Source organism: Paenibacillus tyrphae (genome assembly GCF_024158745.1).
Classification (GTDB): Bacteria; Bacillota; Bacilli; order Paenibacillales; family NBRC-103111; genus Paenibacillus_G; species Paenibacillus_G tyrfis_A.
Map to the genome: position 1 here is coordinate 85,582 of NZ_JAMZAW010000010.1, position 24,284 is coordinate 109,865.

Here is a 24,284-nt window from a genome sequence, read left to right on the forward strand (position 1 = left end):
AGTTATACCTAAATTGGAACGTATTGTCAAGAACCTTACACGATCACGTGCCGCAAAAGGTGCGGTAAGGACGGTTGGATGGCTCGGGCAGCGTGCAGTATTCCGCCTGCTCGGGGGAATGCGCATAGGGATTCGAAATAGCCTGCACAAGCCGCTCCATTACGCTGTAACCTCCCTGCTTCACTGCGGCGTCCAGCGCTTCTTCTACCCGGTGGTTGCGCGGGATGAGTGCCGGATTGCTGCTGTGCATCAACTGCTGAGAGGAAGCCTGCGGCTCTCGCTGCCTGCCCCGTCTCGCCTGCCACAGCTCATGCCACTGGACGAATTCCGTCGTTCCGTTGAATGCCAACTCCTCGTGCTTATCAAACGTTAAGGCGCGGAACGTATTGGTATAGTCCGCCCGATGCTTCTGCATCATGACGAGGAGGTCCTTAATCAGGGCTTCGTCCTCCGGCTCTTCGTTAAAGAGGCCCAGCTTCGCCCTCATTCCCGCGAGCCAATGACTGGCAAACAGATCGACAAAACTGGAAATAGCATCCTCGGCCAGCTGGATAGCCTGATCCTCGTCGTCATGCAGCAGCGGCAATAAGGCTTCGGCCAATCTCGCGAGATTCCACGCGGCAATCGACGGCTGATTGCCATAGGCGTAGCGTCCGTGAACATCGATGGAGCTGAATACCGTTGCCGGATCGTAGGCATCCATGAAAGCGCAAGGACCGTAATCGATGGTCTCTCCGCTCAGGGCCATGTTGTCGGTATTCATCACCCCGTGAATAAAACCGACGAGCTGCCACTTGGCAATAAGTGCGGCCTGACGCTTGATCACTTCCTGAAGCAGGGCAAGATAGCGGTTTTCCGCCGCCTCGGCGTCCGGATAATGCCTTTGGATGGTGTAATCCGCCAAAGTCCGGAGCTCCTCGACTGTGCCCCAATTGGCAACGTATTGGAAAGTCCCGACGCGCACATGACTGGCGGCCACGCGGGTCAGAACCGCACCGGGCAGCTCGGTTTCGCGGATGATTTCCTCGCCGGTCGTCACCACCGCCAAGCTGCGGGTGGTCGGAATGCCGAGCGCATGCATCGCTTCGCTGATGATATATTCGCGCAGCATCGGTCCAAGCGCCGCCCGGCCGTCTCCGCCGCGGGAATAACGGGTTCTGCCCGATCCCTTAAGCTGAATATCTACCCGCGTATGGTCGGGAGTGATCTGTTCGCCAAGCAGCAAGGCCCGACCGTCCCCCAGCATGGTGAAATGCCCGAATTGATGCCCTGCGTAAGCCTGGGCTAGAGGCGCAGCCCCTTCGGGAATACGGTTCCCGGCAAACACCGCTACGCCATCGCTGCCTCGCAGCGCCTCGGCGTTCAACCCCAAGGATGCCGCCAACCGGTCATTCAGAACGATCAGCTTCGGCGAGCGGACATGGGTTGGCTCGATCCTGGAAAAAAACGTTTCCGGCAGACGAGCATAGCTGTTGTCGAAATTCCATCCTGGATCTATGATTGCTTTGTTCTCAGTCATCGGATCTCCTTTTTACCCTTCAAAAATAAATACAAGCCACCGCTTTAGTGTTTGTTTCTACCAGTTTATTATACACTTTCCAGCGCACTTGGGCATATGGTTGCCTGATCATAAAGTTGTTAAAAACTGCAGCTTAAAATGCAGAAAACCCAGCCTGGGTTCCGGGCCGGGTTAGAAATAAAGTTGTTTTTCTTAATGCTTTAAAAAATGCGAGTACGGCCTTTATGTTTGAACTGGAAACATTGCATCAATGAAGAATTCTATTATAACCTAAGTAGATGGACTTCTAAACGTTGTTTTGATGGATCGCTCACCGGGCGATAACCGCCAATGCTACAGCCGGTTGTCTGTTCGTCCCCCCATTTCTAAGAACCGCTTTCCACAATATTCAATTAAACCCGCCGTTTACACGAATTGTCTGACCCGTTATCCAACGGGCTTTGTCGCTGACGAGCAACTCGAGAGCATTCGCGATGTCCTCCGGTTCGCCAAGTCGTCCGAACGCATTCATTCGACGGAACGAATCGACCAACTCCGGCGATTTGCCGTTCAGGAACAAATCGGTTGATACTTGCCCGGGCGCGATGCAATTGATGACGATGTCCTTCGGACCGAATTCCTTTGCCAATTGGCGTGTCAGCTGCTCGACCGCACCTTTCGTTGCGGCGTAGACACTGTACGTCGGGAGTATCGCGCCAGACACGGAGGTCGAGAAGTTAACGATTGTCCCGCCTTTTGCCATATGCTTCATTGCTTGTTGGCAAGCGAAATAAGTCCCTTTCACGTTGATCGCGAAATGCCGATCGAATATCTCCTCCGTCACGTCCGCGATCGCATTGTTTTCCAAGATGCCTGCATTATTGACCAGAATGTCCACGCGCCCGAATCGCTCGAGCGTCTCCGAGAACAACGCTTCGACTTCGCTCACCTTGCTCACGTCGGCTTGGATTGCTGCCGCTTGGCCGCCGAATTGCTCAATCGTCATTACAACCTCGTCCGCTTTCTCCCGGCTCGAGGAATAATTGACAGCCACCTTCGCTCCGGATTGCGCTAATTGGATGGCCATTTGCCGTCCGATGCCTCGCGACGCCCCGGTGATGATCGCGACTTTTCCATTCAAACTCATTTCCTTTCCTCTCCTTTATCTTGTTGTGGGCCTATCGGTCATTCGCCGAGTTCGACCTTGCATATTCATTATAGTAAGTGTTAGCATCGTGCCGTTAGACCAATCCTGTCCGATCCTTGCCTAATTCTCTTCCGTCTCGATATAATAAAAGTAAAAAACATATTTCCTGGAAAGGAGCCGGCCTACATGGACACAATGGATGAATCGCAGCGCATGGAACAAGCCTTGCAACAATTGGCGCTTGCAATACGTCGCCATGCTCCGGCTAGCGGAACACATCGGACGGCCGTTCCTTCTTTGTCGCTGATGCATGCCACTCACTTGACGGAACCGCTGGAATCCGTCTACAAGCCATCCATTTGCATCGTGGCGCAGGGAGCTAAGATCGCCACGCTGGCCGATGAAACCTACCGATACGATCCTTCAACTTACCTGATCACTTCCGTCGAATTGCCGATCATTGGCAGAATTGTCGAGGCTTCACCCAAGATTCCCTATTTAAGTTTGAAACTGAGCTTCGACGCCGACGTCATCCTGGAGATCGTGGAAAAAACGAATCGTCCCTCTTCCACTTCCGTCCCCGCGGAAGCCGGCCGAGGTATAACCGTGAACCAAACGTCTCCCGCGTTGCTCGAAGCCATCGTGCGGCTCATGCAACTGCTCGACGCGCCTGAGGACATTCCAGTTCTGGCGCCGCTTGTCATCCGCGAAGTTCTGTATCGAATACTTCAGGGCGAACAAGGCGCGTCCCTTTATCAATTTGCGATCAGCGGCAGCCATGCCTACAACATCGCTCAAGCAATCCGGTTAATCAATCGGCAATACGACCGCCCTCTGGCGGTTGAGCAGCTCGCAAAGTCCGTGAACATGAGCGTGTCGGCGTTTCATAAGCATTTTAAGCGTGTCACGGCGATGAGCCCATTGCAATACCAGAAAACGCTGCGTCTGCAAGAAGCCCGGCGGTTAATGTTGACGGAATCCGTGCAAGCCTCTGCTGCGGCGTTCCGCGTCGGCTACGAGAGCCCGTCCCAGTTCAGCCGGGAATATGCCCGTTTGTATGGCCGGCCACCGATGCTGGATGTTCAAGAGCTTCGTGGTTCGATCAAGGACTCCAAAGTACTTGTCCGAATTCCATGAAAGCAGCAAGAGAAAGTTTAACATAGACAAGAACAGGGCCCTGACGATTGATCGTCAAGGCCCTGTTCTCCATCGATAGTCCAAGCGGGCAGGCGCGTTCCTCCTATTCTTCCTCGTTCAACTCCAATTTCATCTTCTTTCCTAATCCCTGCTAACATATGAAAAATGGGCGGTGACTATGAATACATCTTGGCGATCTCGGCAATATGATTTCGGAAGTCGTTGACCAATTCGGAAGGCGCCAACAAGGTTACGTTCGTGCCATAGCTCATCAGATGCCGAATCGCGCCTTCTTTCGTATAATAGCCGGCATCGGCCAAGATCGTTCCTTCCGGACCGCTCTTAAGCTGATCTGGCAAAAATTCGTCCCTTACCCTCGTTTTTACCGCGGCTTGAAAACGAAGGAGTACACGGATGCACGGAGCCGTTCCGTTGCGGGCGCGGGCGGCGTCGATATCCTCTATTGATAGCCCACGGTGGCTAAGCGTTTCGGACAAGACCCGCACCCGGTTCATACGGGAAAGCCGAAACACCCGCAAAGCGGAACGAACCCGGCAATACCCCCACAGGTACCAGGCATTGCTTTTCAAATACAGTCCCATCGGCTCGACCATGCGCTGCGTTTCCGCGCCGTGAATATCCATGTAATCCAGCTCAACCAATCGAAGTTCCTTGATCGCGAGATGGAGCGTACGAAGATGCTCTCTTGAACCGGAGGCCGGAGCAAAGTCCAGAAGCATTCCGCTCGTATCGAGATCATGCAGCTTATCCGAGATCAGGGCGCCGATCCGGTCCAGAAGCTCCGCCATGCCGGTATCGCCGGTTGCGGACTGCATCCCCCGCAAGGCACTGTAGATCGAATACAAATCTTCGAGCGACAAGTATTGTCTGTCCAGCCGGTAACTTTGCATAATCTCGTACCCGCCGTCCGAACCGGAAAAAGAGACGACGGGAATGCCCGCCCGGTTGATCGTTTCCATGTCTCTGTAGATCGTTCGAAGCGATACTTCAAACCGGGCAGCCAAATCCGTTGCGCTAATTCTTTTGCGGTTCAATAGCATCATCGTGATCGAAAACAGCCGGTCCAGCCTCAAACGAACCTCCTCCCTTCTCTAACGATTCGCGCAAATAAGTGCCGGTTACGGATTGGCCGGCGATCGACGACTTGCCCGAGCCCGATACGCCGGTAAAAATCGTTATTTTCCGCTTCGGAATACGGAGCGACACATTCGCGCCCTTTATCGCGATATACTCTTGCATTGCACTTCCCCCTCCATTCGATCGGCTGCATCTCTATCTTAAACGCCCCTCCCTGACAACCTTATGTCAGGATGGTCTTGTATCTGCAAAAAAGAAACCGCCGGCAGGACAATTGTCCCGCTGGCGGTGTACGCTTCGCCGTTTCGATCATGCAGCCGCCAGGAGCAGGCAGCTTTAACCGATAACCTCTACGACGTTCCCTTCGTTATCCTTAATTTGTGTTTTTACAATTTGAATGGCGATTCCCGGTAAAGCAGAGAGCTCAATTACGCTTTCCTTCGGCAGCAATTTCCGGCTCAATTCCCCCGCCGTCACCTCATCCAGTGTGAGTCGGACCTCGTCCTCCCCGGCTTCGCAACCCGGCTTCTCCCCCGCTTCAAACACGACCCGGATCTCCGGACCGACCAGCGTCAGACTTTTTCCCTTCAGAATGCGCCCTTGAAGCAGCTTTCCGATGATTCCAGCCTGCTTGGCCCCCAGCTTAAGCGTGGAAGGCGTCTTGCTAAACCAGCCCTTTTTCCCAAGCTCCCAAGCCAATTGATCGACATATAAGAAGCCGGTATTCGAACCTTCCTCTTGCATTCCTTTCTGCACGACTTCCGAGATGGCCGGAATCCCAAGATGCGAATGCCGTGCCAGATCCGTGATGTAATGAGGCATATGATTCAAGCAAGCGGAGAGCACGCCAAGCGTATTCCACGTCTGCATCGCTTCGAGCTCATCGCGCGTGATGCCGACCATCTGCACAAATTCCACCCGCCCGTTCGGCGTATCGATGGCCGGAAGCTCCGGATCCTCAGCGAACGCCAAGGCGGTCAGCAGCGTGTCGGCACCCAGGCAAATCGGTCCGTTCGCATCCAAGTAATCGCCCGATCTAAAAATATTGCCGCTGTTAAATACGTATCTTCCCATATTTTGGAGCAGGTTCAGCGCCCAGGCCGGAGGCTCTTCCTCCCCTTCCTCGCGTGCCAGCCGAAACGTCAATTCGAATCCGTAGCCGCTATCGTCGGGATTGTCCGATTCTTTATCGTACAGCTCCGTAAATCCATAAGTCACAAAATGCCAATGCGGCGCAGGCTCGTCCGCCTTATAAGCGCTGATTCCGTCCAGCGGATCTTGGCCCCCCAAAGAATAGGGCAGAAGCGTTCCGTAATGCTTCGGTTCCTGATCCCCGTAAAGCCTCGACATTTCCCGATCAATGGCGTCCCAGCCCACTGCGTTTGCTTCTTCGTTCATTACCCGTTCCCTCCCAAAAGTTCAGTCCATGCTGCCATAGCAGGCGCTCGGAGCCGTGTCCCATCAAGCTATCATCGCTGTTCCCTGCAAAAAAATCCTCGAGGGTTGCAATCGCCGTTCCTTTAGCGTCAAGTTATCCTTAGGCGTAAAGAAAACGCTTCTAACATGGTAACCCCAGTTGGAAAATATATCAATACTGCGATGTTCCCGATTTGATATAAAAAAGCCGGGCGGACCCAGGACATGACCTGAGCTCGCTCGGCGGCATTTTGCTATAGCGGCCTTCTACGCTTCTTCCTCTGCTTCGACTCTTTGCCGTTTTCCTATGCTAAAGACATAATAGCTCACAACGACGATCAGAATGAATGACGCTCCGACAATCAGCGAGACGCGAGTATCGGGGTTGAACCACATTCCGATTAGCACCAGGAACAAGAAAATGATCGTGATGTAGTTGCTGACCGGGAAGAAAACAGATTTGAACGGATGATCTTTCAAGCTGTCCTTCCATTTGTTTCTAAACTTAAATTGACTGAAGGCTAATGCAAACCACGGTATCATGCCCGGAAGCACGCTGGCACTGTAAATATACAGGAACAATTTGGAATCCGGAAGCAGGTAATTAAACAGCACTCCGACTAACAGCAAAGAAATCGTGGTAGCGATACTATTCCTCGGGACGCCGCTCCGGGATACTTTTCCGAAAAACTTAGGCGCCTGACCGTTGGAGGCCAAAGTATACAGCATTCTTCCCGCACTGTAAATCCCGCTGTTGCAGCCTGACATCGCAGCCGTGAGCACAACGAAGTTGATGATGCCCGCAGCGGCGACAATTCCTATCTTGGCAAAGGTCATGACGAAGGGGCTCCCAATCTCGCCGACTTGGTTCCATGGATAAAGCGTGACGATGACAAAGACGGCGCCCGCGTAAAAAATCAAAATGCGCCAGACAATATTTTTGATCGCTTTGCGCAAGGTGAATTTCGGATTTTCCGCTTCACCGGCGGTAATTCCAACCAATTCAACGCCTTGATAAGCGGCCGTTACGATGCAGAGGGCAAATAAAAACCCTTTCAATCCTCCGGCAAAAAAACCGCCATGCGCATAAAGATTCGAAAGGCCGATGGGCTGTCCTCCGTTGCCCAAACCGAAGAAGATCATGGCCGTTCCAATCACAATCATGGCGACAATCGCGACGACTTTGATCATGGCGAACCAAAATTCAAATTCCCCGTAAAATTTGACAGCCGCTAAATTGGCCGCGGCAATGATTCCTACGCCTGCCAAGGCCGGCAGCCATTGCGGAATATCGGGAAACCAATAACCGACGTAAATTCCGATGGCGGTCACTTCCGCCATGCCCACCGTTAGCCACAAGAACCAGTAGCTCCAAGCCGTCAAGTAACCGGCCAGAGGGCTGACATATTTATGAGCGAATGTAGCAAAAGATCCGGTGACCGGTTCGAGAAACAGCATCTCTCCCATGATCCGCATGACAAAAAACACAATGATCCCGGCTAATAGATAGGCCAGCAATACGGAAGGCCCGGCCCATTTTATCGTGCTTGCCGACCCCATGAACAAACCTACGCCAATCGTGCCTCCGAGCGCAATCAGCTCAATATGCCGCGTCTTCAGTCCTCTGACTAATTGCTTTGATTCCAAAAAAAAGCGCCCCCATTCTATACATGTTCCATCCAAAGCGGATCAGCCAAAAAACCGCCTCTCCCGCTCAAACCTTACTTTTCCGACCACCTCCAATACCACCAAATTGTATGACATCAAACGCAGAAATACAACTGCCGTGTTTCAGGCAGCGGTTGGAAAATGGTGGTTGTACCTCGAACGCCCAGTTATAGGATTATTTTATATATTCAAGAAAAGATAGCGTTTTCCTCCTGATCTGGGGAGCGGCCAAGAATTTGTTTTAGCAAAAACGGCCCTGTCCCTTTGATGAAAAGTGTGTAAATACCCCACCTCCGTATATTTCTCTATTTCAAACCACTTTCTCAACAGCCTGAAAAAGCCTGATTTCTCAGGCTTTTCTGTTCCTTCATGCACGAATCATCCAGCGCTTTATATTTCCCGCGCGTAGCGTTCATCAGGAATGTTATTCAGGTTTACATACAATGTGGCAGGCACTTGACCGGTATTGGCAAAAGCAAAAGACTCCTCGCCTCCGCATCGCACGCAATCCCCTTGCCGGACTTCCGTCTCCACGCCATCTACGATCATCGTACCGCCGCCTTGAACGACCAGCACGTAGACTTGGCTTCCCGGATGCCGGTGTACGGGAAGCTGCTGGCCCGGCATGAAATTCAACGTAAAAACGATGGTTCCGTCCGCTTGAAACAATACTTTTTTCGTAAACCGCTCCTCTTGAAACGGTTGGTGCGCCTCAAGCCTTTTGATTTCCATATGAAGTTCCTCCGTTTCATCTTATCGGCGTTCCCGCCGGATCGCCTTCTCCGCAGATCTTACCAAGCGCTCAATTGACGTTTGGCTTCGTCCGACATCCGGTCCGGTGTCCATTGCGGCTCCCATACGACCTCTACGCTGACACCGGCGACGCCAGGTTTTCCCTCCAGGGCACGGCGCACGCCGCCGATGATCGTATCGTGAAGCGGGCAGCCGGGTGTGGTTAACGTCATCCGGATCGCAATGTGTCCGTCTTTGATGTCAATACCATAAATCAGACCGAGGTCTACGACATTTACGCCGAGCTCAGGGTCGAACACCAGCATCAATTGCCGCCGCACCGTATCTTCATTTACTTGTGTTGTCATGATATTCTCTCCTCTCTTATGTGAAAAGCACCATTTATCTGGTAAATACTCTGGCGATCACGCCGATATAGAACAACGCTCCGGCGGATAACGCCGCTATGCCTGTGACGACCGCTCGCGGTTCCATGAATCCCATGCCCGCCACAGCTATCAGCAGCCCCGCAGCCATCACCCACATCCCTGCATCGATGCTGCGCTCGCTGATGAGGTCGGACATGACGGGTACCCCGGGCCTCCCTGCTTGATCGCCATATTTGTGCGTCCACCATAGGAACGGCACGATTTTCGACATGTACCCAAGAACCGTAACCGCCACCCATCCCCACAGGTATACCCAACCGGCGATAACGCTCCAGTACAAGCTCCACAGCAGCGAAGGAGCCACCAGGCCAATGCAAAACGATAGGATGCAAAATATAAGCAAAGCTCTGGTGCTCCATAAGGTCCATACGATCCCGCGCCCCGGCGAGGCTTTATGGCTGTGCTTGCGAATGTCTCGAATAAGCCGATCATAGGCGAGCAGCGCTGCGGCGAGCAGCAAAATGACCCCAAGCGTCAGCCTGGACCAGCCCGGTACTAGAGAAGCCCCTACGCCCAACAGGACAGCCGCATTCCACAGTGCGAGGATATAATACTGGGGCTTTTCTGAGGCACCGTGAGACAAATAAAACATCGGCAGCATTTTGTAGCTGAATCCGGTAATCAACAGCCCGAACCAGCCAAGCGTCCCAAGCCAGATATGGGCGGCGAGTAAACGTTCATGCAGGTCGACCCAGAATTGGAACGCAAAGTTTAAGCCCATCGCCACGCCTAGCAGCCCGGTCAATGCCAAATACAACAGCGCGCAGGCGGTGCTTAGAGTGATCGGATTCCAGCGCTTCGCCTCCCACAGCGTCCGCCCGACATTCCAGACAAAAAGCAGAATGCCGATGACTGCGGCGACGGCTCCGACAGCGATCCATTCGACCCGGCTTTGTAAAAATCCGGCCAGCAGGATGACCGTCCCTCCCGTGAAAAATACATAATGCACATAGCCAAGCATACGGCTGTAAATGCGGCGTTGAAGCACCACATCGATAAGCTGGTAGACCGCTCCCATCGCGACCATCGTCCCCCAATCCAGCACCAGCAAATGAATACGAAACCAGCCGTCGGGACTGCGGGGATGGTCGATCGCCCAGCCTCCTGCGGTGAAAAGCGATCCCACATGAAACAAGACAAAGCTGACTATTCCGGTGGCAATAAATAATAGCGGCAAGCGAAACATGCTTTACACCCCCATGCAGCAAGCTTTTTCTGAAAGCTATTTTTTCGTAATCGCGACTTTGGCGGTGCCGTCCGGCTGCGGATCGACTTCATACGAATACTGGAGCCGCCGCAGCTCCTCGATCAAAAACATGGGGACCCGGTCATTGTGAATAACGAGAATGTCCCCATTCCCCATGTCCTCCAGCGCCTTCAGCGTACGCAGCATCGGCTGCGGAGGCTCCAACCCCCGGTTATCCAATTCCGTGACATGGCCGCTCATGATCCAGCCTCCTCATCTTTAGGGATGAAGGCTTGCAGGGACATGGCTTCCAACTTCGCCCGAGCCTCGGCTCCCCTGGCGAAAGCAGTGATCCAATGATCGTCGCTTACGCTTTCGACCTTGTTGGCGTACCCTTTCGCCTTCATGATGCCTAGCAGCGGCGTAGGTTTAAATATCGCATGCAGCACGAACACATCGTCTGACTCCAGTGCCTCCACCGCATCCATAATCTGCTTGAACGGCTCCAGCTTTTTCCGCAAAAATGGCCGTACATCCAGCTCCACTACGTTTCCGTTTCGCTTCATATCTCTTCCCCCAATCCATTTGCCGGATCGAAAGTCCGGTCCAAATGAGAATTGTTTTCACTGTATCTACAGTGTAGCGAATTCGGCTGCGCCAGTTTGTGACTGCAATCACAAGATGAAAAAAATCCTGCCAACAGGCAGGATTCACGGAAAGCTATACGTTGCGGATGCGGCTTAATGTGCGTTTATGTTCATATCGACGCCGGTGTCATGCAGACTGCGCGTGCTCCGGCGCTTTGCTGTTCATGATCGGCATCATGGCTAGTGCGCCGAGAAGGAGCAGCAGGCCCGCTCCGGTGTAAATCGATACTAACGAAAATGCATCCTTCAGCGCGCCGGCGAAAGACATCGAAATGACCATCATCCCGACGAACATGGGGCTCAGCACCCCGTTTACCCTTCCTACGATGGATGCAGGCGACCATTTCAGAATCATCGTGTTGATGCCAATATGAATGCAAGGAAATACGAGACCGTTCAAAAACTGCACTCCGAGCGTAATCGGTATGCTGGTCGAATACCCGACGATCACCGTACAAACGGCGCCGAAGAGCAAGCCGACGGCGAGCAGGAGCTGCGGCGCGACGCGCTTGGCAAAAACGGATACGAGCCCGCCGCCGATCAGCATAGCGGCACCGTACACCATCATCAGATATTGCAGAAATTTCTCATCGCTTCCAAGCCGCTCCGTAACGACGAACAGGCCGAGCGTTTGTGTAATGCCAATGGAGAGACCGGCCAAAATAAACGCGGCTCCGAGCATCCGTAGCACTTGACTTTGCCAGACATAACGGAAGCCTTCGACGAATTGTTCGCGGAATTGACCTTTTACGGCTTCCGTCTGTGATTCCGCCTTATCCTTAGGCAGGCGGGTCAGCATGAGCGCGGATAGTAGAAAAGCCACGCCCATCACCGCAATGGACGTTTCCAGACCAAACGTACTGTAGGCGAACGTGCCCAGCATGGGACCGAGCACCATGAAGATGGCCATCAGTGTCTGGAACAGCGCCATCCCTTGCTGCAGCTGCTCTTCAGGCACATGAACCTTGAACAGCCGAATGGCCGAAGGCTGGGTAAACTGCGAAAGAATGGCCGAGATGAAGGTGACCAGATAGACGGATTGCCAGGACCCGTAATGAACGGTCGCAAGCACGACGAAAACCGACACCGCGGACAACAGATCGCACCAGATCATCGTTCGTTTCGGCCGCCAGCGGTCGGCGAATGTCCCTCCGATGAACGAAAATATGAAGATAGGCGCAAATTCCGCTACGCTGATCAGCGAAATCGCACTCGGATCGTTGTTTGTCATCTCCGCAACATAAAGAAGAATCGCGAAATTACGCACCCAAATGCCGATCTGCAGCAGTATGTTGGATAGCAGAATCGTCTGCATGAAACGATTGCGAAAAAGACTCGGGTTTTTAGCGTTTTCCGGTTGTTTGTCCATAATTGTCCAGCCTCCTTGTGATTTCCGGCACCCCCCTTTTCGAATTGGGCGGGTCACCTGCTTGCTTCATGTAAAAGCTTAGTTCTCTTTTAATAAAACATTGTTACGTTATATTATTTTGCTTTATACAGGCGGGACTACGCATTGTGTAGAGACGATTCTGCCGAATCTGCGGGTAAATACACATTGCTATTTCACTGAGAGGCAGATCGTTTTTCAGTTTCAACAAAAAACTGTCCCGGCCAATATGGTTTTCTTAACCTTCCCTCCTATCCTGTAGACATCACTCTACTGTCAGTCAGTACCCTCGAAAATAATGTAACATAACATTGTTACGTTGTGAAGAGGTGATTTTTGTTCCACTTTAAAATAAAAAAGACACGTGCCTTAAAAGGTCGTGTCTTGTGTGGGATTTGGGCTTTTAGAATCCCTCGCTTTCTCTTATCTCGGAAAGCTCCCTTTCGTGTAGGAATCCCACAGGTTATTGACAAATTCGATATCGATCTTATGATCGAATGCCTTGGCTATCAAACCAAAGTCGTCCGATACATATCCTGCCATCTCCGGGCTTTGAGTGATCCGAAACGTTTGCTTGAACACCGTCTCCCTGATTTCGCGGATCACCGCATCTTCAGACGGATGCATTGCTTCTAGCTTGTCATAACTGGAACTCCACGCTTCAGCGAATTCAGCTTCATCCCTGGCATCCAATTCTGCATCCCAATCCACATCTTTATTGAAAACACGCTCTAAAAACGTGCCATCACCCAGGATCGAAAGTATCTCACTCGCAGTGATCAACGTAATCCCCTCCTCCCCTATTTATAGTAATGAAAATGACTTAACAATTCAATGACCGTACCGGGCACAAGGGTTCATGCACACACCTCTCACCGCATGATAACCTGCAATAAAAAACCTTTGAGGATTCGGTGCTGGAGAATCTGGAAGAAAAAGCATTAAGAAAATTTCCAGTAAATACTCCGGACACCAAGAACTCTATTACATGGCATCTTTGGCATATTGCAAGAATTGAGGACATGACAATGAATATTTTAGTCGCAAACGATCAGCAGGTTCTTTATTCCGATGATTGGCTTCAAAAAATGAACATCAGATTTCCCCATAGTGGAAACGGTATGGCCGATGACGATATCGCAGAACTGAGTTCAAGAATTGATATGGGCGCTTTATTAGAATATAGAATAGCTTCAACAAACGGGAATAAATATAATATAGCCTAGCAAAAATAAGACTGTAACTATCGCACAGTCTCCAGAATGTTGATATCATGGGAATTTCGGGATAAATCAACTTCCGATAATGAGAAGGAGGTAAAAGAAATGGGGCACACAGATTACATTTTTTGTGTTCCTTGTCCATGTGCAAATAACCTAGGTACTGACAGGCTGCCAAATTCCTGATGAGATAATTTTGAAATCTGTTGGTCCAATACGTGTACTAGCAATGTAAGTGTCGCCAGAGAAACCAGACCAGACATGCACGGAAGGTAAAACATCCATATTATCGGTTTCTACTACAACCTCGTAGGAGAATCCGGGAGTAAAAGGTTGACCTGTCGTACCAACAGAGTTGGCGTTATGCATCGATTCGTCAGAGTTAATTGTAAAGGAAAGTATACCTGGAGGGATAAGAACCTTCGGTGCCCCTATAACAAGTCTGAAGATTGAGACTTGAAAGGTTTCAGAAATTATTCCGCGGTTTAACACTACCCAATCTACCGCTGCTGCGGTTGGTGGCAAAATGTGAACTCAGATATAAAATATGCAGAATGAGACCAAATAGAATCGGTTTGATCATTAAATCAATGTCCGCTAATACTAAGATGGAGAATTTATGCAATAGCGAAGTCCATGGAGCTCTTTGGCATCCGCGAAACTTCGCTCAATCGTTTGGTACCGGAGACGGTACAGATATTTGCCCGAGTGAGAGCGCCCCGGTCATACTTAAATCGCCACTTGGGACGTCCGTTATCTTCACAGTAATATGGCTTCACTTTTTCAAGAATAAAGGAAAAGTCAATGTGTTTGTGGATCTTGCGAAGCAAATGATTTTGAGGCACGGGTTCTTCTAAACAAACGAATTCGTAGCTGCTTTGCACAGTATTAACGCGGTAAATGGATAAATAACGAAAACAAAGAAATAGCCCGTTGAGGGGTTTCTCAACAGGCTGAAGACTGTGACTATCGCACAGTCTCATTCCTCCAATGGCATACGTATTGCCTTGATCCCATTCGGGCTTTACAGCCACGCCGCTTGTTCGTTCACATGCTCGATTCGCACTTCATTATCGCGATACACGGCAATAAGCTTGCCCGTCACGTCCGTAGCAAACAAGACCGAACGCTCCGCTTCGATGGTAAAACGGTACTTGGCGCCGTTAGCCGGGTCCTCAATCTCCACATCCGCAGGGTAAGCGTACTCGGATACGAAGACGAAGAGCGCCCCTCTCGCAAACGAAAGCTTGCGTCCATAAATACCTGCAAGCTCCCCGCCCTGCCGCCATACCATTTCGGGCTGTACACCGGCCGCCTGAATGACGTGCTTGTACAGCTCGCGGATCGGTTCGGTGCGGTCGTTCAATTCGACCGGCAGCGGACACCAGAATAGGCGTCCCATCCCTAGGAAAACGTCGGTTAGCCGGCTACCGCCGGACGCCTTATCCTCTTCGGGAATTCCTTTGCACAGCTCGGCGATTTTGCGTCGTCCGAAAGAGACGGAATGGGCGTTCCCGTCGATCATCAGCCGCTCTTCCCGGCACAAGTTTCCTTCCCGGTACGGACCGAACTGCTCGCCGAGACGCCCGGTCGGCCGCCAATATTCATCCAGCCCGAGCGGCCCCGTGAAGAGCAGCGTCCCGCCTCGCGTACGAATATGCTCGACGAGCGTTTCCATCGCCCGGTCGCTGAAATTGTGCGCGCTCGGAACGACGATCAGCTTCGGGCAGCGCTCGGACAATGGCTTGAGGTCGTATTCCCCGACGGCGAAAAACGGACATTTCAGCTCATAAGCAAGCACCCGGGTCAGCCTCGCCGTCGCTTCGCAGGCGAGCCTGCGGTTCGAAAAGTCGTTCGAATACGGGAAGACGACGGCGATTTCCTCCGGTTTCCTACCGGTAAGCAAGTCGCAGATTTCGTTCATAAAGCGGCCGAAATCGTACGAAACATCCGCCTCCGGCTTCTCCGTACCGTCGGCCCGCAGGGCACCGATGTTCGACTCGTTGATATTGTTCATGTAATAATTCGTGTTCCAGATCCATTGGACCGCGCCTGCGGCACCGGTAACAAACGCATAGGCATATTTGCGCTCCAGCAAATATTTCAGCTCGGCCTCCGACCGCTTCGCTCGTCCGTCCGGCGTCTCCAGATACATGATGCCGGTTTCCTGCACCAGATTCGGCTTCTCGGTTGTTTTGGTAAAAATACCATCCCATACCAAATCGTCATTCAGCCACCAGGAGTGGACCGACGTATAGTCCACCTCGGAGCCGTAGAACAACGGCGACGGACGCTGGCCGCCAAGCGCTTCGTCCTGCCCGACCGTAATGAGCGCGCCGGGATGCAGCGCGCGGATCGTCCCGCTTAGACTGCGTATCCACTCGTTGTGCATTTCCATCGTAAACAGGGTGTAGTCGAGCCAAGGCGCTCCCCTTTTGCCTCTCGCCATATCGTGCACGTCGAAGTTGATGTCTTCCGGCGCGGGCGGACTGGCCGCTTCGAAGGACGGCAGCTCGGCCGGCGTCATGCCCCAGCGCTCCTGCAGCCGCCGTAACGAACCGTGCCGCCTCTGCAGCCAAGCGGAATAAGCGGTACGCTCCTCCCGGTCACGCACCGGACGCGGACCGGCGAACACCCGCTTCGGATCGAACAGCGAAGGTTCGTTGATCAAGTCCCAGTGCACATTCGTCGTGTAGCGGTGCCGCGATACGATGCCGGCTAGAAACCGTTTCTGGGCTTCCACGCTCCGCGGGTCCAGATACGGATTCGCCCCTTCCCACGCCTCCGGCGCAAACGCGAAAAACGTAAAATTCACTTCCAGCCCGTGCCTTTTCGCCGTAAGTATAAACGCGTCGATCGCGCGCAGCACCTCTTCGGACAGATGGCCGTCGACATACATTAACTGCCGGTGCGCCGTCCAGATTCCCGTCCGGATGAAGTTGATTCCGGCCCGCTTCATCTGCACCATATCCCGGTTCCACACCGACACGTTCGGCAGAAACAAAAATTTCCGCGCCACATCCGAACTCATATACGTCATGCCGACCACCGGCATCGGACGGCCGTCCTTCCAGAAATAATCCCGGTCGCAGCGCAAAGGACTGCCCTCTCGCAGCAGCTCTTCGTCCGTTCCCCAGAAGCCTTGCCGCAGTACGCGGACCTCGCCAAGGTCGGACTCCGCTCTGCAGACAATCTCATACAGCCCCGGCTCGACGGAAACCGGCAGCAGCAGTTCCGCGAAGCTCTGCTCACGGGACACGGCGGCTTGGATTTCCCCCATCCACACCGGTTCCGTCGGCCCGCTCGATGCTTCCGCTGACCGGCTCTCCCGACGGACCTCAATGGCAAAGCGCCAGGAGCGGCTGGCTGAAGACGCTACGCCCGTTCGCTGCAGGCCTTGCATTTGCAGCTTCAGCTTCGGCCGTTCGCCAGCTTCGTACGAGGCGTAGTTCGTTTTGAGCGTCAGCTCGGTCACGCCGAGCGCACAGTACGCCGCCCACTTCGCAATTGCGGCAGCCCCGCCCTTTTCCCAGAATGCCGCTGTCGCAAGCTGGTGAACGAACAGCCAGCGGCCTCCGGCGAACTCGCCTTTCGTATTTTCCATCAGCACCACCGGAGCGGCAACCTCTCGGCCCTCAGACGATACGCCTTTCAAGAGGGGATACAGATGCGCATCCATCGGTCCGGCCGAGCCGCTTTCGTGGGGCTGATCGTCATGGCGCGTCACGTGGAGAATCAGGCTGCAGGTCGGCTGAATCTCAAAGAGCGGCTCCTGACCGCGCAGTAGAGGCATATCTTCGTTAGCCGCCAGCTTCGCGACCGGAGCGGGATCGACCGTCATCGCTTCATGGATGCGGAGCTGCCGATGGTAGGCCGTTTGCTCGGCTTCGGCATGCCATGCTCCGTTCTCGCGGTAGACCGGAATGCGGAACGGGGCACCGCCCATGCTGACAAGCCCGCCTCCTCTTTGCAGAAAATCCAGGATCGCGCCCCACGCTTCCTTCGGGAAATAAGGGGCATGGAGATTCACCAGACACCCGGTGTCCATGTCCGCGAGCGCCTGCGGCAGCTGCTCCGCCCGGACCACGCGGAAGACGCCGGACAGCCGTTCGAGGCCGGCTTCGCCGATTCGTTCCCCAAGGAAAGGGAACTCCGGATCATACAATACGATAACGTTGTCCATGCTGTCTCCTTTCTAACCTTTAACGGAACCGATCATCGCGCCTTTGACGAAATATTTTTGCACGAAGGGGTATACGATCAAGATCGGCAGCGTGGCGACCACAATATTCGCCATTTTGATCGTCGATTCGCTAATTTCCTGCTGGTAGGCGATGCTGATGCCCTGGCTTTGCATCGCTGTCGACGTGTTGGTCAACAGATCCCGCAATACCGCTTGCAGCGCCCATTTGTCCTTTGAAGAAATATACAGGATCGTGGAAAAAAAGTCGTTCCAATACATGACGGCCATAAACAGGGCAATCGTGGCCAGCACCGCTTTCGACAGCGGAAGCACGATCCGAAAAAAAATGACCAGATCGTTCGCCCCGTCGATATAAGCCGACTCCTCCACTTCCGCCGGAATCCCGGCAAAAAAGCTGCGCATGATGAAAATGTTCCACGCCCCGATCGCCGACGGGAGAATGAGCGCCAAATACGAGTTCAGCATGCCCAGCTCCTTGACCAGTAAATACCCCGGGATCATTCCGCCGTGGAACAGCATCGTAAACAAAATCATCAGCGTAAACAGCTTTCGGCCCCGCAAGCGCGATTTCGAGATCGCGTACGCAGTCGCCGCCGTAATGAACGTGGCGAGCAAAGTGCCCGTCAGCGTAACGATGAGCGAAACCTTGAAGCCGGACAGTACGGCCGCATTGCCGAGCACCGTTTCGTATGCGGCGAGCGAGAAGCCTTTGGGCAGGAGGAACAATCCGCCGCTTCCCGCCAACTTCGCATCGCTTAACGAATACATGATCACGTACCAGTAAGGGTAAAGCATAACAACGACGAGCGCCAGCATGAACAGCGTATTGGCCGCTTGGAACAGCCGGCTTCCGGCAGACGGCTTCCTTTTCAGCTTCCTCACCATAAGCCCTCCTCGCCGAACCTTTTCGCCAATTGATTCGATGCTGCGACCAGAATCAGCGCAATGACCGACTTAAACACACCGGCGGCCGCCCCCAAGCTGTAGCTCGCGTCCACGATCCCTTTGCGGTATACGTACGTATCGATAATATCCGCCACATCCATGACCAGCGGATTGTACAGCAGCAGCGTCTGCAGGAATCCGGCGTCCAAAATGTTGCCGAGACTGAGAATGAACAGGATGACGATCACGTGGCGGATCGACGGAAGCGTAATGTTCCACATTTGCCTGAACCGGCCTGCCCCGTCCACAATGGCGGCTTCGTACAGCTGCGGGTTGATGCCCGAAATGGCGGCCAAATAAATGATCGTCCCCCAGCCGACCTCCTTGTAAATATCCGTAGCGACCAGAATGGAGCGAAAATACGATTTTTCGATCAGGAAGTCGATCGGCTCTCCACCAAACCACCCCATCACCTGATTGACCAGGCCGTCCACCGGATTCAAAAAGATGATGATAATCCCGGAAAAAATAACCCACGAAATAAAGTGAGGCAAGTAAACGACGGTTTGCACGAACCGCTGAAACACGAGCTGCTTGACCTCGTTTAACAAAAGAGCCAGCACGATCGGCGCCGGGAAGCCCCAGATCAGCTTCAGCGTGCTGATGATCAACGTGTTCTTGAACACATTCGTGAAGTCCAGCATCGTGAACAGCTTTTCGAACTGGTACAACCCGACCCAGTCGCTGCCTCCGACGCCCTGCAATATGTTGTACTCCTGAAAAGCAATGACCAAGCCGTACATCGGGATATATTTGAACACGATGATGAAGAGCATACCGGGCAGCAGCAGCAAATATAAGTACTTGTCCCTGACCAGATCTTTTAGCAAGAGGTTTTCCCCCTTATGTCACAGGTTCCGAAGTTATAGGATTACTTGTAAGGCTTGATTTCTTTGTCATACCATGTCAAAAATTCCGCATATTCCTGCTTTTGCGCTTTGTACAGGGCGTTTGCCTCTTCCTCTACCTTTTTGCCGCCCATCGCATAATATTTCTCGACAAACTTATCGAATTCGTCGATGCTTTTCTTCCCGGAAATGATGCCGTAGAATACTTCGTCCCGCACTTTCTCGATATCCTTGATGTACTCCTTGAAGGCCGGGCGATCGTTCGTTTTGAACCGGACCACCAGCTCCCGCAGCGGCTTGGACGTCGCCTCGCCCTTCTTGAACAGGTCGATCACCTGCGGAATGTTGGAAATATTCGCTTCGTCCTTCCGGCTCAAGTACCAGGTGTAGTTGCCGATGCCGAGCTTGTTCTGCTCGTCCGGAGTCAGGAGCGATTGGAACTGGCCATTCTCCATCTTGTAATGCTCGCCTTCCTTGCCGAAGCTGACCAGCTTGAACGTTTCGGGGGAAGCGATCCGGTTCAGCACTTGAACCGCGCCCGCGGGATCCTTGGCCTTGCTGGTCACGCCGATGAAGCACCAGCCTCCGACCGCTTCGGGATAATCCGAGCTGAAGCCGTCCGGGCCTTTGACCGGCGGAATCGCGAGCAGCTCGCCCGAAGGGTTGTTCGCCTTGAACGATTTGTACAGCGTGCTGGACGGGTTGAAATAAGCGATCCAGCGGTAGAAGGAGCCGACTTTGCCGCTTGCGGCGATTTCCTCGAACTTATTAGCGTCCGTATTGCTGATCGTCCGTGGATCGATGAGCCCTTCCTTATACATGCTCTGCAAAACTTTCAAAGCTTCTTTCGTCTGCGGAAGCACTGCGCCGTATTTGACCGTTCCGTCGGGTTGCACCATGAATTCGTTCGGAATCGACTTGTACGCGAAGAAAATCGGCGCGAACGTGCGGTATTCCGCCGAGCCTGCGATTCCCGGGCCGGACAAGCCGTACGTGTCGTCCTTGCCGTTGCCGTCGGGGTCTCGCTTGGTAAACGCTCTCAAAACTTCGATGTATTCATCCACCGTCGTCGGCACCTTCAGCCCGAGCTTATCGAGCCAGTCCTTGCGGATGATCGTTGTCATGGAGGTCGCTTCCGCTACGTCTCCCGGCAGGCGGTACATCTTCCCTTTTTCATAGGAGTAGAACATCGTTTCCGGAGAATAGTAACTCAAAATCGTCTTGCCGTGCTTCTGGAGGTAAGGAACGAGGTCGACGAGCGCGCCGGATTTTACCCAGTTCGTGTATTCCTTGTCCATGCCGTACCACCACTGAATGTCGGGCATGGTGCTTTTGTCGCTCATGTTCAAATTGATTTTCGTCTGCGCATCTTCCCATCCCGGCAGGAAAACGCTCTCAAGCGCAACCGGTTTTCCCAGCGCCTTCGTCAGATCCTCTTCCAACGCTTTTTCCGTCCAGGAATTCGGCGTTTTCGCGCCGCCCATCAAAGCCATCGAAAGATTAAGCGAAGCGTCTGACGGCTTGGACTGCCCGCTGCCGTCGGCGGAGCTCGCCGCCCCATTATTCCCACCGTTCTGGCAGGCAACGAGACTTGCGGTAAGGAATGCTACAGGAACAATAGCCTTTAACTTTTTCAAATGGATGACCTCCTGTAAGAAGAGAATGTAAACCCTTACAACCCTACTAGGTTCATCATAAACAAAAAACGCAACATTGTAAACAATAATTTTACATTATCATTTACATCGTTGCGTTTTGTAATATTACAGTGTGCAAAATCACATTGATCTAGGGGGAAACACTCGGGGCTGCCGCGACCGGCAAGGACGCAGGTACCGTCGAGGTTGAATCGTTGTAGATCACTTTCGTGCCCAGACGGACTAATTCGTAAGGCCGCGCAGGGTTGTTAATGCGCCACAGCAGCTCTTCGGCCGCGCGGCGGCCCCAATCCTTCTCGTCATAGTGCACGGTGGTCAGCGCAGGCGTGACAAAATCGGCATGCTCGGAATGATCGAACCCGGTCACGGCGATTTGCTCCGGCACCTGAAAGCCCTTGTTTCGCAAATATTGAATGACGCGGATGGCGATCGTATCGTTCGCGCAAACGAAAGCCGTCGGAAACGCTTCGAGGCGTTGGAATGCGTTTTCGATATCGTCGTAGTGATGATACTGCGACGGGTTGGGCCCGGTGGCGCAGTAGTCCGGCTCCAGAGTCAAGCCCGCGTCAAGCAACGCCCGTTTAAAGCCGAGCCACCGTTCCATAAACGACCGACAGCTGGTGATATCGCCTACGAAACCCAGATGACGGTGCCCCCGCCCGATCAGATGGGTCGTCATATCGTATACGCTGTCTTCGTTTTCCACTAGCAAAATATCGGCATACAGCGCGGAGAACGAAAGGTCCGGGCGGGCATCGAGAAACACTTTAGGCAAATCCACGGAGGCCAGAAGATCGGTATATTCTTTGCTGAGATAGCCGCTGACGATCAAGCCGTTCACTGACCGGTTTACAACGCACGAAGGCAGCGAAAGCTTGGAAAGCTCGTCCGGTTTGATGAAGTCGAACAGCAGCTCGTAGCCGTTCTTGGCCGTGATCTCCTCGATCCCCTTGATGACTCCCATCCAGAAGCCGTTGTTGGCAGGGGTAAATATGTTCGTGATGAAAGCGATGCCGCCTCTGACCGTCGCGTTTGCTGCCTCTGTCTCCTCCGCTGCCGTTGCATCCACGGATTTGTAGCCGAGACTGGCGGCCGCTTCGCGCACCTTCTGCTTCGTCTGCTCGGAAACGCTTGCATGATTGTTGAGCGCCTTGGACACTGTATTTCGCGATATGCCGAGGAGCTTGGATATATCGTGGGTAGTCACTTTTTGTTTTTTCATCGGATCTCTCTTTCTTCCCCGTAATACGAACCATTTTTTAGTCTATTCCTTTAAAATTGTATGATTTGCCTTCTTTTTTGTCAACTTATTTTGTAAACTTAATGCATCATTTTGTAAAGCTCATGCATGAGTTTTGGACCCTGCCCCGTGTCATGTTTTATAATAAAGCTACAAATATTTGCAGGAGGAGCTTATGGACAAGATCCCAATCATTTTAAAAGAACATTATAATCTGGATGCTGCTAACATTTTACCACAACGGGGCGGCTGGGCGGCACTTGCCTTTAAAGTATACAGCGGCAACCATGCCTTCTTCTTGAAGGTTTACGAAAAAAGCCGGGCGTCGACTCCGAAATGGACGGCACTCATCGATCAATACGTGCCGATCACGATATGGCTTATGCAGTATAGCGGCTTGAAAGGCAAGCTTCCCGTACCCGTGCCAACCAAAACCGGCGCTTACAAATGTGAAGATGACGAAGGGATTTATTTGCTGTATGAATATATCGAAGGAGAAACGATTGGCGATAAAGCTTTAACCGCGGAGCAGGTTGGCGAGCTCTCGAACATGATCGCGGAGCTTCATTTGTACGGAGAAGAAATCCCGATGGAAACGAAGGCGATTAAGGAAGACTTTACTGTTCCGTTTTGGCCGCAGCTAAGGAATACGTTGGAACGGGAGGTTCACGAGCTTCCTCCTGACGTAAGGGAATTGATAACCCCTCACCTGAAACAATTGAATGGACTGGCGGATACCGTAGAAAAGCTGTCTGCCGATTTGAGGAGCAGGAACTTAAGAATGGCCCTGTGCCATACCGATCTTCACCCTTGGAATCTGATGCAAGCCGGCCGGCAGCTGATACTGATTGACTGGGAAGGGCTGAAATTGGCGCCTGTCGAAGCCGATCTCATGTTTCTAGTTGACGAGCCTTATTATCATGATTTTGTACAGATCTACCGGAAGGTGCATAACGATTTTGCAATCAACCCCGATGTGCTGCAATTTTATCGGTACAGACGCAAATTGGAGGATATCTGGGAATTTATGGAGCAGCTCTTGTTTGACCGGCAAGAGGCGCAGGAACGGACGGCGACACTCAACCATTTGAGCAAAGAATTAAATGAAATAACCGGATAATTGCTACAAAACAAAAAAAGAGGATTAGCCCTGCAAGGGGGAGCGCGCTTGCTCTGCGCAAGCCTTTCCCTCCTCCCTTGCGTTCTATCCCCTCTTCGTAAACCGGTGCTAAGCGCCTTATTCAAACATCAGATACCAGTAGATCGCGATTTCATCGCTTTGTTTATCGATGCCTTTGTAGACGTAAGAATCGAACCCGCCGATGACGAAACCGCAGCTTTCGTAGAACTTGCATGCGCGGACGTTGTTGCTTTGCGTCTCCAGCATGATTCCCGGCATGCCGCCGTCCTTCGCCCAGCGCTTCGCCTGCTCGATCAGCTTGCGGCCGATACCGTATCCTCTGTAGCGGGCCTCGACTTTGATATCTTCGATATAGGCATACTTGTTCCAGTTTCGTTTCAAAATCATATGCCCAGCGACATCGTTGTCAGCGAATGCCAGATAGACGATTTGGTCCGGGTTGCCGATGTAATCCGGATAATCCGCTTCCGCCTCTTCTTCCAACGGTTCGTCGGCGTAGCTTTTCTGATAAGCGGGTATCTCTTTCACCGTATAGCCGATTCGCTGTCCCGTTAATGACAGGACAAGGGTAGAATCCACGATAAAGCTTCCGTCGAGGTCCATCCATCGTTCTCCGTCCCCGGCCGTCAGTTCTCTGATCAAAATATCCATATTCGTCCTCCC

At 52.7% G+C, this 24,284-nt stretch carries 22 protein-coding genes; 3 read left to right on the top strand and 19 right to left on the bottom strand.

Annotated elements, in window-relative coordinates; translation table 11 throughout:
* Positions 1-43: 43 nt before the first annotated feature.
* A complete protein-coding gene (locus NI000_RS16345; protein ID WP_253412297.1) occupies positions 44-1,519 on the bottom strand; it encodes a protein adenylyltransferase SelO in 1,476 nt (491 codons plus the stop codon).
* Between the two features lie 388 nt (positions 1,520-1,907).
* Positions 1,908-2,645: an SDR family oxidoreductase gene (locus NI000_RS16350; RefSeq protein ID WP_253412299.1), complete on the bottom strand. Its 738-nt coding sequence runs from the start codon at positions 2,643-2,645 to the stop codon at positions 1,908-1,910.
* Between the two features lie 195 nt (positions 2,646-2,840).
* Between NI000_RS16350 and NI000_RS16355 the strand changes: the two genes are divergently transcribed.
* Positions 2,841-3,782 carry an AraC family transcriptional regulator gene (locus NI000_RS16355; RefSeq protein WP_253412616.1) on the top strand — a complete coding sequence of 314 codons (942 nt, stop codon included), beginning with the start codon at positions 2,841-2,843 and terminating at the stop codon, positions 3,780-3,782.
* 176 nt (positions 3,783-3,958) lie between these two features.
* On the opposite strand, the gene NI000_RS16360 is transcribed toward NI000_RS16355, so the two are convergent.
* The 11 genes from NI000_RS16360 to NI000_RS16410 all read right to left on the bottom strand — a co-directional run bounded on the left by NI000_RS16360 (position 3,959) and on the right by NI000_RS16410 (position 13,148).
* Complete coding sequence (locus tag NI000_RS16360) at positions 3,959-4,876, bottom strand: helix-turn-helix transcriptional regulator (RefSeq protein ID WP_253412301.1); 918 nt, start codon at positions 4,874-4,876, stop codon at positions 3,959-3,961.
* Positions 4,818-5,042, bottom strand: coding sequence for a hypothetical protein (locus NI000_RS16365; protein ID WP_253412630.1), 225 nt, complete (start codon positions 5,040-5,042; stop codon positions 4,818-4,820). The genes NI000_RS16360 and NI000_RS16365 overlap by 59 nt, the downstream gene beginning before the upstream one ends.
* A gap of 174 nt (positions 5,043-5,216) precedes the next feature.
* On the bottom strand, positions 5,217-6,278 hold the full coding sequence (locus tag NI000_RS16370; RefSeq protein WP_253412303.1) for a suppressor of fused domain protein: 1,062 nt from the start codon (positions 6,276-6,278) through the stop codon (positions 5,217-5,219).
* 285 nt (positions 6,279-6,563) lie between these two features.
* Positions 6,564-7,943, bottom strand: a complete 1,380-nt coding sequence (locus tag NI000_RS16375) for an amino acid permease (protein WP_253412305.1) — start codon at positions 7,941-7,943, stop codon at positions 6,564-6,566.
* 411 nt (positions 7,944-8,354) lie between these two features.
* Positions 8,355-8,696: a cupin domain-containing protein gene (locus tag NI000_RS16380; protein WP_253412307.1), complete on the bottom strand. Its 342-nt coding sequence runs from the start codon at positions 8,694-8,696 to the stop codon at positions 8,355-8,357.
* A gap of 59 nt (positions 8,697-8,755) precedes the next feature.
* On the bottom strand, positions 8,756-9,064 hold the full coding sequence (locus tag NI000_RS16385) for a metal-sulfur cluster assembly factor (RefSeq protein ID WP_216790290.1): 309 nt from the start codon (positions 9,062-9,064) through the stop codon (positions 8,756-8,758).
* Between the two features lie 34 nt (positions 9,065-9,098).
* Positions 9,099-10,331 carry a hypothetical protein gene (locus NI000_RS16390; protein ID WP_253412309.1) on the bottom strand — a complete coding sequence of 411 codons (1,233 nt, stop codon included), beginning with the start codon at positions 10,329-10,331 and terminating at the stop codon, positions 9,099-9,101.
* 36 nt (positions 10,332-10,367) lie between these two features.
* Entirely contained in the window at positions 10,368-10,592 is a 225-nt protein-coding gene (locus tag NI000_RS16395; RefSeq protein WP_054975601.1) for a DUF2249 domain-containing protein, read from the bottom strand.
* Positions 10,589-10,897 (bottom strand): DUF2249 domain-containing protein, encoded by a 309-nt coding sequence (locus NI000_RS16400; RefSeq protein ID WP_253412310.1) that lies wholly within the window; start codon positions 10,895-10,897, stop codon positions 10,589-10,591. The genes NI000_RS16395 and NI000_RS16400 overlap by 4 nt, the downstream gene beginning before the upstream one ends.
* Positions 10,898-11,105: 208 nt before the next feature.
* Positions 11,106-12,347 (bottom strand): MFS transporter, encoded by a 1,242-nt coding sequence (locus NI000_RS16405; protein ID WP_253412312.1) that lies wholly within the window; start codon positions 12,345-12,347, stop codon positions 11,106-11,108.
* Between the two features lie 441 nt (positions 12,348-12,788).
* Complete coding sequence (locus tag NI000_RS16410) at positions 12,789-13,148, bottom strand: hypothetical protein (RefSeq protein ID WP_253412314.1); 360 nt, start codon at positions 13,146-13,148, stop codon at positions 12,789-12,791.
* Between the two features lie 131 nt (positions 13,149-13,279).
* Between NI000_RS16410 and NI000_RS16415 the strand changes: the two genes are divergently transcribed.
* On the top strand, positions 13,280-13,591 hold the full coding sequence (locus NI000_RS16415; RefSeq protein WP_253412315.1) for a DinB family protein: 312 nt from the start codon (positions 13,280-13,282) through the stop codon (positions 13,589-13,591).
* 1,018 nt (positions 13,592-14,609) lie between these two features.
* Here the strand turns inward: NI000_RS16415 and NI000_RS16420 are convergent.
* From NI000_RS16420 to NI000_RS16440, 5 genes are all read right to left on the bottom strand, one after another.
* Positions 14,610-17,768, bottom strand: coding sequence for a beta-galactosidase (locus tag NI000_RS16420; RefSeq protein ID WP_253412317.1), 3,159 nt, complete (start codon positions 17,766-17,768; stop codon positions 14,610-14,612).
* A gap of 12 nt (positions 17,769-17,780) precedes the next feature.
* Complete coding sequence (locus NI000_RS16425; RefSeq protein WP_253412319.1) at positions 17,781-18,674, bottom strand: carbohydrate ABC transporter permease; 894 nt, start codon at positions 18,672-18,674, stop codon at positions 17,781-17,783.
* Positions 18,668-19,564 carry an ABC transporter permease gene (locus NI000_RS16430; protein ID WP_253412321.1) on the bottom strand — a complete coding sequence of 299 codons (897 nt, stop codon included), beginning with the start codon at positions 19,562-19,564 and terminating at the stop codon, positions 18,668-18,670. Before NI000_RS16430 ends, NI000_RS16425 begins: the two co-directional genes overlap by 7 nt.
* Before the next feature lie 41 nt (positions 19,565-19,605).
* Entirely contained in the window at positions 19,606-21,219 is a 1,614-nt protein-coding gene (locus NI000_RS16435; RefSeq protein ID WP_253412323.1) for an extracellular solute-binding protein, read from the bottom strand.
* 151 nt (positions 21,220-21,370) lie between these two features.
* Positions 21,371-22,462: a LacI family DNA-binding transcriptional regulator gene (locus NI000_RS16440; RefSeq protein WP_253412325.1), complete on the bottom strand. Its 1,092-nt coding sequence runs from the start codon at positions 22,460-22,462 to the stop codon at positions 21,371-21,373.
* Positions 22,463-22,655: 193 nt separating this feature from the next.
* On the opposite strand from NI000_RS16440, the gene NI000_RS16445 reads away from it, so the two are divergent.
* The gene (locus tag NI000_RS16445; protein WP_253412327.1) at positions 22,656-23,600 is read left to right on the top strand and encodes a phosphotransferase; all 945 of its coding nucleotides are present in this window, start codon (positions 22,656-22,658) and stop codon (positions 23,598-23,600) included.
* A gap of 117 nt (positions 23,601-23,717) precedes the next feature.
* Here the strand turns inward: NI000_RS16445 and NI000_RS16450 are convergent, their stop codons facing one another.
* A complete protein-coding gene (locus NI000_RS16450; RefSeq protein ID WP_253412329.1) occupies positions 23,718-24,272 on the bottom strand; it encodes a GNAT family N-acetyltransferase in 555 nt (184 codons plus the stop codon).
* Positions 24,273-24,284 lie beyond the last annotated feature (12 nt).